The organism is Saccharothrix lopnurensis, assembly GCF_042658445.1.
In the GTDB taxonomy this organism is placed as follows: domain Bacteria; phylum Actinomycetota; class Actinomycetes; order Mycobacteriales; family Pseudonocardiaceae; genus Actinosynnema; species Actinosynnema lopnurensis.
The window spans coordinates 35,543-45,043 of record NZ_JBHSQO010000061.1 but is presented as its reverse complement, the minus strand read 5'-3'; the positions used below and the strand labels follow the sequence as shown (position 1 = coordinate 45,043).

The window sequence follows — 9,501 nt, the reverse complement described above, 5'->3', positions numbered from 1 at the left end:
GGGGTCGACCCGGGCAGGGTCACCGGGCAGTCCGCGCCGTCGTCCTCCACCGCCGCGATGGACACGTCACCGGCGGCCCGCGCGGTCGTGGTCTCGGTCACCACCGCCAACGCCCCGACGGCGGTCAGGGCCGTCACCGCCAGCACGAGGACCGTCGAACGGATCTTAGAGCGGCCCGATCTGGTGTTCATCAGGGCTCTCCTTCCGGGCAGGGTGGTGGAGGCGACGACGGGGATCGATGATCACGAAGACCGAAGACCTAAAGTTTCGGTCACATCATCGAAACATGTCAATGCCGCCGGGCACCCGGAGTTCCGCCACGGTCTCACTTGGTCATCACGCACCGTGATGACCAAGTGAGACCGCCCGCGCCGACGAACGCAAGACAATCGTCAGGTGCGCCCGGACCGGTCGGTGGGATGCTCGCGCGTGTGCCCCGAACCCCCGCCGCACCCCACGTCCCCACGCCGTCGCGGCGCGGCGGAGCGGCGCCGATGAGCGCCCGCGACGACACCGCCACCCTGGTCCTCGACGACCGGGACTCCCCGCCCCGGGCCGAGGTCGAGCGGTGGCTGCGGGAGCACGTGCGCGGCCGGTCCGCCGAGGACGCCCTGCTGGTGGGGGCCGTCGTCGGCGAGCCGCTGGACAACGCCCGGCGGTACGGGTCGCCGCCCTACGTGCTCCGGCCGGCGCCGCTGCGGCGCCCGGACCCGCTCGTGGTGCGGGTCCGCAACGGCGCGGAGCGCCACGTCGGGCCGTGGCGCTCCGGCGCCGGGCTGCTCGTCGTCGACGCCCTGGCCGCCCAGTGGGGCGTCGTGTCGTTCGCGGAGAGCACCACCGCGTGGGCCAAGCTGCTGTTCGAGGACTGACCGCGCCGGTTCCACAGTGGACCCGAACCGGGACCCGGGCGATCGCAAGGTGATCGCAAGGTGGATCCGCGGCGTCGTGGGCCACAGTGGAACGGGCTCCCGAGACCATCACGGGTGCACGACCGGGTGTCGGCCGCAAGGGCGCGGCCGACACCCGCCTCCCGTCCCCCATCGAGGAAGTCGACCGTTTCACCGTGACCGCCATCCCCACCGGGCGCGACCCCGTCGCGCTGCTCCTGATCTGCGACAGCTGCGGTCGCGACTTCGACCCCGGCGACCGGCGCCAGGAGTGGATCGTGCTGTGGCAGCGCGCAGTCGCCGCCGGGTGGGACGGCCGGGACCGCGCCGTCGGCCCCCACCGCTGCGACCGCTGCGCGGAACAGGACCGCGCCCGGTAGGAACCCGCCCCGCAGACCACGCCCCGCAGACCACGCCCGCCAGGACCGCCGGTCGGGACCCCGGCGTCACGGCCCCGTCCGGTACCCCGAGCCGCGAACGGTCAGGATCAGCTTCGGCTCGTCCGGGTCGGGTTCGACCTTGCGGCGCAGGCGGCGGATGTGCACGTCGAGCAGCCGGGTGTCGCCGAAGTAGTCGTAGCCCCACACGCGCTGGAGCAGCTGCTCCCGGCTGACCACCCGGCCCTCGGCCGAGGCCAGCTCCACCAGCAGCCGGAACTCCGTGCGGGTCAGGTGCACCTCCGCGCCCGCGCGCAGCACCGCGCCCGTCTGCGGCTGGACCTCCAGCTCCCCGAGCCGGACGACCTCCTGGCGACCGGTGCGGCGCAGCAGGGCGCGGATGCGGGCCGCGAGCACGCTGGCCACCAGCGGTTTGGTCACGTAGTCGTCGGCGCCGGCTTCGAGGCCGGCGATCACGTCGGCGGCGTCGGTGCGGGCGGTCACGATGATGATCGGCAGGTCGCCCCGGGCCCGCAGCGTGCGGCAGACCTCCAGGCCGTCCACGCCGGGCAGCACCAGGTCCAGCAGCACCACGTCCGGCTCGGCCCCGGCCAGCAGCTCCAACGCCTGCTCACCGGACACCGCGTCGGTCACGGCGAAACCCTCGTCGGCCATCGCCAGGCCCAGCGCCTGCCTGATGTGCTCGTCGTCCTCGACGAGCAGGACCGAGATGTCCATGTCACCGCTCCTCCGGTCCGGGTCCTCCAGCTTCACCCACCCCGACGCCTCCCGCCGGGGCCGGGCGCCGATCGCAAGGTGTTCGTCAGGTTCTCCCCGGACGGGCGCCCGGAAACCGGGAATTCGGCCCCACCCTCCTCAGTGGACCGCAACCCGCGCCGACCCGACCGACCCGCGCGCGCCGACCCGCCCACACCGACCTGACAGCCCCGGCCGACTCGCGCCACCCGACCGCCCCGCGCCACCCGGTCCACCCCGGCCTGTCGAGGGTGTGCCGGCCGCCCCTTCGGGTAGTACTGGTCCATGCGCGCGCTGACCCTGGAACCCGGCACCGCCGGATCGCTCCGGCTCACCGACCTCCCCGACCCGACACCGGGGCCGGGCGAGCTGCTGGTCGAGGGCCTGGCCGTGGGTGTCTGCGGCACCGACAAGGAGATCGTCCAGGCCGAGTACGGGTGGGCCCCACCGGGTCGCGACCGGCTGGTCCTCGGCCACGAATCCCTCGGCCGGGTGAGCACCGCGCCGGAGGGCAGCGGCTTCACCCCGGGAGACCTGGTGGTCGGCGTTGTCCGGCGACCGGACCCCGAACCGTGCGGGGCGTGCGCGCGCGACGAGTTCGACAACTGCCGCAACGGCCGCTACACCGAACGCGGCATCAAGGAGCTCGACGGGTACGGCGCCGAACTGTGGTGCGTCGAACCCGCCTACGCCGTGGCCGTGGACCCCGCCCTCGGCCACCTCGGGGTGCTGGTGGAACCCACCTCGGTCGTGGCCAAGGCGTGGGAGCAGGTGCGCCGGGTGGGGGAGCGCGCCTGGTTCGAACCGCGCCGCGCCCTGGTCACCGGGGCGGGCCCGATCGGTCTGCTGGCCGCGATGATCGGCGTCCAGCAGGGCCTGGAGGTGCACGTGCTCGACCGGGTCGAGACCGGCCCCAAACCACGCCTGGTCGACCGGCTGGGCGCGACCTACCACTCCGGGTACGTGGAGGAGGTCGCCTCCGGCCTCCAACCCGACGTCGTCATCGAGGCCACCGGGGTGGGCGACCTGGTGTTCGCCGCGATGGGCAACACCGCCCCCTACGGCGTGGTCTGCCTGACCGGCGTCTCGCAGGGCGGCCGCCGGACCCGCGTCGACGCCGCCAAGGTCAACCGCGACATGGTGCTGGAGAACGACGTGGTGGTCGGCTCGGTCAACGCCAACCTGCGCCACTACCGGCAGGCGGCCGAGGCGCTGGCCGCGGCCGACCGCGACTGGCTCGACGGCCTGATCACCCGACGGGTGCCGCTCGGCTCCTTCGCCGACGCCTTCGAGGCCGGACCCGAGGACGTGAAGGTGGTCATCACCCTGGACGGGGGACGCTGACGATGCCCTCCCCGATCGAGGACTACGCGCTGCTGGGCGACCTCCAGACCGCCGCCCTGGTCGCCCGGGACGGCAGCCTGGACTGGCTGTGCCTGCCCGCGTTCGACTCGCCCGCCTGCTTCGCCGCCCTGCTGCACGACGAGGACGCCGGCCGCTGGCTGATCGCCCCCGCGACCGGCGGCCCGGCCACCCGGCGCCGCTACCGCGGCGACTCCCTGGTGCTGGAGTCGGAGTGGGACACCCCGCACGGCACCGTGCGCGTGATCGACTGCATGCCGCCGCGCGGCGAGGCCGCCGACGTGGTGCGCGTGGTGGAGGGCGTGTCCGGCAGCGTGCCGATGCGCGTGGACCTGAGGCTGCGGTTCGACTACGGCAGCGCCGTGCCCTGGGTGCGCCACCACGACGGGGCGCTGGCCGCGGTCGCCGGACCCGACGCGGTGTGGCTGGAGACCACCGTGCCGCTGCGCGGCCACGACCTGACCACCACCGCCGAGTTCGAGGTCCGCGCCGGGCAGCGGGTCCCGTTCGTGCTCACCCACACCGCCTCCCACCTGCCCCGCCCGCACGCCGTCGACGCCGACCAGGCCATCGGCGACACCGAGGACTTCTGGGCCGGCTGGATCAGCCGCTGCACCTACCGGGGGCCCTGGGCCGACGCCGTGCGCCGCGCCCTGGTCACCCTCAAGGCCCTGACCTACGCCCCCACCGGCGGCATCGTCGCCGCCGCCACCACCTCGCTGCCCGAGCAGTGGGGCGGTCCGCGCAACTGGGACTACCGCTACTGCTGGCTGCGCGACGCCACCTTCACCCTCCAGGCGCTGCTGGGCACCGGGTTCGTCGCCGAGGCCCGCGCCTGGCGCGAGTGGCTGGTGCGCGCCGTCGCGGGCGACCCGGCGAAGCTCCAGATCATGTACGGGCTCGACGGCCGCAGGCGGCTGCCCGAGCAGACCCTGCCCTGGCTGTCCGGCTACGAGGGCGCCTCACCGGTCCGGGTCGGCAACGCCGCCGCCGACCAGTTCCAGCTCGACGTGTGGGGCGAGGTGCTCGACGGACTGCACCTGGCCCGCGAAGCCGGCCTGGCGGGCTCCGACACCGCGTGGGACCTCCAGCGGGCGCTGCTGGACCACCTGGAGGGCCGCTGGCAGGACCCGGACAACGGCCTGTGGGAGGTCCGCGGCCCGCGCCGGCACTTCGTGCACTCCAAGGTGATGGCGTGGGCCGGGCTCGACCGCGCCGTGCACACGGTCGGCCACCACGGGCTGGCCGGCCCGGCGGACCGGTGGCGCGAGGTGCGCGACCGCATCCACGCCGAGGTCTGCGAGCAGGGCTACGACGCCGAACGCGGCACGTTCACCCAGTTCTACGGCTCGCAGGGCCTGGACGCGGCCCTGCTGCTCATCCCCAGGGTCGGGTTCCTGCCCTGGGACGACCCGCGCGTGCGCGGCACCGTCGACGCGGTGCGCCGCGAGCTGTGCGTGGACGGCTTCGTGCTGCGCTACCGCACCGACGCCGACGGCGGCGTCGACGGCCTGCCCGGCGACGAGGGCGCGTTCCTGGCCTGCACGTTCTGGCTCGCCGACGCCCTGCACGGCACCGGCCGCGAGACCGAGGCCCGCGAGCTGTTCGAACGGCTGCTCGACCTGCGCAACGACGTCGGCCTGCTCAGCGAGGAGTACGACACCGCCACCGGCCGCCACATGGGCAACACGCCCCAGGCGTTCAGCATGGAGGGCCTGGTCAACACCGCCCGCCAGCTCGGCGGCACCTCCACCAGGACCTCCGCCGGCCGCGCCGAGCAGCACCTGGGGGACGACGGACCGGCCTGAAGACCACCGTGCGCCGGCGCCCGCGCCGTCCCCGGGCGCCGGTTCGCCGCCCGGCCCCACGGGTACCCGGGCCGGGAGGCGACCAGGAGGTAAGACGTGCCACGACCCGACGTGCGACCGGGGACCATCGTCATCTACACCGACATCGCGTGCCCGTGGTCGGCGGTGGCGATCGTGCGGCTGCTGCGCGCCCGGGACGAGCTGGGGCTGACCGACCGGGTCCACCTCGACCACCGGTGCTTCCCGCTGGAGGAGGTCAACGGGGGCCCGATCCCCAGGGCGCTCATCGACTCCGAGATCCCCGTGGTGGGCGCGCTGGAACCCGCGCTGGAGTGGAAGAACTGGCAGGCCGACCCGTCGACCTGGCCGGTGACCACCGCCCCCGCGAACGAGGCCGTGCAGGCGGCCAAGGAGCAGTCGCCCCAGGCCACCGAGGAGCTGGACGTGGCGCTGCGGCAGGCGTTGTTCCGCGACAGCCGGTGCGTGTCGCTGCGCCACGAGATCCTCGACGTCGCCCGCGGCTGCGCCCACGTGGACGCCGACGCCCTGGCCGAGGCCCTCGACGACGGGCGGGCGCGCGGGCCGATGACGCGCGACTCCCGGACCCACCGGGACGCCGTGCAGGGCAGCCCGCACCTGTTCTTCGCCGACGGCTCCGACGTGCACAACCCCGGCGTCGAGCTGCGCTGGGAGGGCAAGCCGGGCGCCGGGTTCCCGGTGGTCGAGCACGACGACCCCGGTGTGTTCGCCGACCTGGTCCGCCGCGCCGCCGGGTGACCCGCGCCGTCGGGTGACCCGGGTCGCCGGGTGATCCGCGCCGCCGGGTGACCCCGGACCGGAGGTCCCCGGGTTCGGCGGCCCCGACACGGGGTAGGTGCCCCCCATGGCTGAACACACGCTCACCGCGCTCGCCCTGACCTGTTCCCTCAAACCCTCGCCCGCGCCGTCGAGCACCGACAAGATGGCCCGCCAGGTGCTCGACGAGCTGGCCGGCCACGGCGTCCGGGGCGACCTCGTCCGCGTGGTGGACCACGACGTGCGCCCCGGGGTCGAGAAGGACATGGGCGGCGGTGACGAGTGGCCCGCGATCCGGGACCGGGTCCTGGCCGCCGACATCCTGCTGCTGGCCACGCCCACCTGGGTGGGCCACCCCTCCAGCGTCGCCCAGCGGGTGATGGAACGGCTGGACGCCGAGCTGTCCGAGACCGACGACGAGGGCCGCCTGCTGACCTGGGGCAAGGTCGCCGTGGTCGCGGTGGTCGGCAACGAGGACGGCGCCCACAAGATCATCGCCGACTGCTTCCAGGCACTCAACGACGTCGGGTTCACCATCCCGGCCAACGGCGGGACCTACTGGAACAACGAGGCGATGAACCCCAAGGACTACCTGGACCTGGAGCAGACCCCCGACGCGGTGGCCTCGACCAACCGGAAGCTGGCCGCCAACGCCGCGCACCTGGCGCGGCTGCTCAAGCAGGACCAGTACCCGCCCGCCGGATGACTGCGGAGCGGGGTGGCCGGGGTGGCCGGGGTGGCGGAAAGGGCGGGGGAGACCGGCGGGGGAACGCGGAGGGGCCGGTCACCCGGGTGACCGGCCCCTCCGCGTTCCCGATCACTCGGCGATGCGCGTCCGACCGGACCAGGTGAACACGGCGAGCGTCTCACCGTCCCGCCGGTCGAATTCACCGCTGTGGCTGAAGTGCTCGTAACCGGCGCCGTAGCTGACCTTGACCTTGTCGTCGAGGTTCGTCACCTCGCACACCCGCTCCACCTCGGGCAGCTCGGTCGGACCGCCGATCAGCGTTGCTCGCTGGAACTTCACGTGCAAACCCCCATGCGCTCGCCGGACGATTTCCCGAAACCGGTCGTCCGGTGTGTTCCACGTCTCATGCTGGGGACGGCGTGGAGGGCTGTCAAGAAATCTCGATATCATTGCCCGTTGGTTCTGTGGTGCCAGTCGAAGATCAGGGGTCGAATTCTTCGGGAAAGGGGTTGCGTCACCCCGCGTCCCCGGTCCCGTCCAGCGCGCGGATCGCCACCGCCGTCTCCACGCCGTGCTCGTGCAGCACGTGCCGCATCCGGGACATGTCGACGTAGGCGGCGTCGAGGGGGTGCGCCACCAGGCGCGAGAGCGCGGTGCCGAACTTGGCCACCGAGTCCCGGCCCGGCAGCAGGATCGACAGCTCCTCCCGGGCCGCGAAGGGCTGGACCTCGATGTCGCCCGGCAAGGCCGGCACCGCCGCCCCGGCGGTCACGAAGGGCACCTTCACCAGCCAGTGCGGTCCCTCCGCGGTGAGGCCCCGCCGCTTCTGCTCCGGGGTCTCGGCCGCCCAGGACCGCCACGGCGGCCCCGACACCTCGGCCCCGCACGACTCCACCGCCCCGACCACCTCCCGCACCGCGGCGGTCGTGGCGTCGTCCACCTCGGCCCAGTCGTACCGGTCCCGCGCGGCCACCGGACCGGGCACCGGCTTGGACGCCACGGTCATCGCGGGCACGGAGCGGCGCCGCACCTCCGGCCACGAGCCGAGGAGCTCGCGCGCGTCGCCGAGCGCCTCGTCCTGGGCCCGCCGCAGGCGCCGCACCTCCTCCTCGTGCCGCCGCAGCAGCCCCGGCGCCGCGTCGGGCTCGTCGAGCGCCCGCCGGACCAGCTCCACGCCCATCCCCGCCCCGCGCAGGACCGTGATCACCATCGCCTGCTCGACCTGGTCGAACGAGTACCCGCGGTAACCGGTCCGCTCGTCCACCTCGGCCGGCACCAGCAGCTCCCTGGCGTGGTAGAACCGCAGCGCCTGGGGCGACAGGTGGCACATCTCGCTGAACTCGCCGATCGACAACATGCCCCCATCGTCATCCCTGTGGTTGCCACAAGGTCAAGCGCGGTGGTCACCGCCCCGCCCGACGATCCCTCGAAAGTGGCGATCCGGGGCGCCGCGACCTCCACCATCGGGTGGTTTTCCACGCGACCGGGAAACTGGCTGTGACCAGCACGGATGCCGCATAACAGGTTCGCATCCACCCGGCCGTTCGCGGACTGAACCGGCCCGCCCGGGGCAGTCCACCCCGCGAGGACCGGAGGCGACCGCGGTCCGCGGTGACCGGCGCGGGAGGCGATCAACGGTGGCACGCGCGAGGTACTGGTTGCTCGGCGCACTGGCCGGGGTGGCGGGCGTGATCGGCACGGCGCTGTTCCTGGAGGTCGGCGGCGCGACGGACCCGTCCGGCCCACCCGGCAACGGCCCGCTGACCGTGGTGACCCTGGGTGACAGCACGACCTCCGGCGAGGGCGCGGGCGACTACGCCCCCGAGACCGACGGCGTGCGGGGCAACTGGTGCCACCGCTCCGGCAACGCCCTGGTCAACCGGATCGACGTGCCCGGCGTGGAGGCCAAGGTCAACCTCGCCTGCTCCGGGGCCGCCACCGAGGACGTCACCCTGGACGGCACCGCGCAGTGGACCGAGCCCAGCCAGGCGCGGCGGCTCACCGAACTCGCCCGGACCCACCGCGTCGCCGCCGTGCTGGTCGCGGTCGGCGCCAACGACGACCCCCGCTTCTCCCGGCTCATGTCCGACTGCCTCAACGCCAGGCTGAAGCTCGCCACGCCGTGCCGCGGCGAGATCGAGCGGGACTGGCGGCAGCGCCTGGACGCCGTGGTGCCCAAGGTCGCCCGCGCGCTCGCCGACGTCCGGCGGGCCCTGGCCGACGCCGGCTACCGGGACGGCGACTACCAGCTGGTCCAGCTGTCCTACGCCTCGCCGCTGACCCCGGACATCCCCGAGGAGCTGCGCAACCTCAGCGGCTGCCCCTTCCTCACCGAGGACCTGGCCTGGATCCGGGACCACGCCGTGCCCGACCTGTCCGCCGCGCTGCGCACCGCCGCCGACCGCGCCGACGCCCGCTTCCTCGACCTGTCCCGCGCCGGGCACGGGCACGAGGCGTGCACGGGCGGCGAGCACCCGGAGCACGAGTGGTTCACCCGGCTCACCCTGGACTGGGACGGCTTCGCCGACGCCGAGCGCGTCGAGCACGCCAGTGTGGAATCCTTCCACCCCAACGCCGCGGGGCACGAGCAGGTCGCCGGCTGCGTCGGGCTGTTCCTCGGCACCGCCGAGCGGGAGGCGGCGTGCGTGCCGGGGGAGGACGGGGCGCTGCACCTCTCGACGGAGGGGGCCGACGCGGCGCGGCGCGGGGCCGACGCGGCGCACCCCAGGTGAGGTGGGGCTCGGCCCCGGGTACCCCGCGACCAGGACCGGCGCGAACGCCCCTCTCGGCGCGCGTGCGCGTCCCGGACTCGGCACACTGGGCGGGAA

The 9,501-nt window shown here is 74.2% G+C and carries 10 protein-coding genes and 1 pseudogene; 7 read left to right on the top strand and 4 right to left on the bottom strand.

Annotated elements, in window-relative coordinates; all coding sequences use genetic code 11:
• A pseudogene (locus ACFP3R_RS34255) lies at positions 1–191 on the bottom strand (hypothetical protein); the annotation flags it as partial.
• 303 nt (positions 192–494) lie between these two features.
• Here ACFP3R_RS34255 and ACFP3R_RS34250 point away from each other — a divergent pair.
• Together ACFP3R_RS34250 and ACFP3R_RS34245 are read left to right on the top strand one after the other, a co-directional pair.
• A complete protein-coding gene (locus ACFP3R_RS34250) occupies positions 495–869 on the top strand; it encodes a hypothetical protein (protein ID WP_380642533.1) in 375 nt (124 codons plus the stop codon).
• A gap of 194 nt (positions 870–1,063) precedes the next feature.
• Entirely contained in the window at positions 1,064–1,267 is a 204-nt protein-coding gene (locus tag ACFP3R_RS34245) for a hypothetical protein (RefSeq protein WP_380642531.1), read from the top strand.
• Between the two features lie 66 nt (positions 1,268–1,333).
• Here ACFP3R_RS34245 and ACFP3R_RS34240 read toward each other — a convergent pair whose 3' ends face one another.
• Positions 1,334–2,002 (bottom strand): winged helix-turn-helix domain-containing protein, encoded by a 669-nt coding sequence (locus ACFP3R_RS34240; protein WP_380642529.1) that lies wholly within the window; start codon positions 2,000–2,002, stop codon positions 1,334–1,336.
• Positions 2,003–2,305: 303 nt separating this feature from the next.
• Between ACFP3R_RS34240 and ACFP3R_RS34235 the strand changes: the two genes are divergently transcribed.
• From ACFP3R_RS34235 to ACFP3R_RS34220, 4 genes are all read left to right on the top strand, one after another.
• A complete protein-coding gene (locus tag ACFP3R_RS34235; protein WP_380642527.1) occupies positions 2,306–3,364 on the top strand; it encodes a glucose 1-dehydrogenase in 1,059 nt (352 codons plus the stop codon).
• 2 nt (positions 3,365–3,366) lie between these two features.
• A complete protein-coding gene (locus tag ACFP3R_RS34230) occupies positions 3,367–5,190 on the top strand; it encodes a glycoside hydrolase family 15 protein (protein WP_380642525.1) in 1,824 nt (607 codons plus the stop codon).
• A gap of 96 nt (positions 5,191–5,286) precedes the next feature.
• On the top strand, positions 5,287–5,967 hold the full coding sequence (locus ACFP3R_RS34225) for a DsbA family oxidoreductase (RefSeq protein WP_380642523.1): 681 nt from the start codon (positions 5,287–5,289) through the stop codon (positions 5,965–5,967).
• A gap of 106 nt (positions 5,968–6,073) precedes the next feature.
• Complete coding sequence (locus ACFP3R_RS34220) at positions 6,074–6,691, top strand: flavodoxin family protein (RefSeq protein WP_380642521.1); 618 nt, start codon at positions 6,074–6,076, stop codon at positions 6,689–6,691.
• A 111-nt stretch (positions 6,692–6,802) separates the two neighbouring features.
• Here ACFP3R_RS34220 and ACFP3R_RS34215 read toward each other — a convergent pair whose 3' ends face one another.
• Together ACFP3R_RS34215 and ACFP3R_RS34210 are read right to left on the bottom strand one after the other, a co-directional pair.
• Positions 6,803–7,012 (bottom strand): DUF5988 family protein, encoded by a 210-nt coding sequence (locus tag ACFP3R_RS34215; RefSeq protein ID WP_380642518.1) that lies wholly within the window; start codon positions 7,010–7,012, stop codon positions 6,803–6,805.
• A gap of 175 nt (positions 7,013–7,187) precedes the next feature.
• Positions 7,188–8,030: a MerR family transcriptional regulator gene (locus ACFP3R_RS34210; RefSeq protein ID WP_380642516.1), complete on the bottom strand. Its 843-nt coding sequence runs from the start codon at positions 8,028–8,030 to the stop codon at positions 7,188–7,190.
• Positions 8,031–8,310: 280 nt separating this feature from the next.
• Between ACFP3R_RS34210 and ACFP3R_RS34205 the strand changes: the two genes are divergently transcribed.
• Positions 8,311–9,405: a GDSL-type esterase/lipase family protein gene (locus tag ACFP3R_RS34205; protein WP_380642514.1), complete on the top strand. Its 1,095-nt coding sequence runs from the start codon at positions 8,311–8,313 to the stop codon at positions 9,403–9,405.
• Positions 9,406–9,501: the final 96 nt, after the last annotated feature.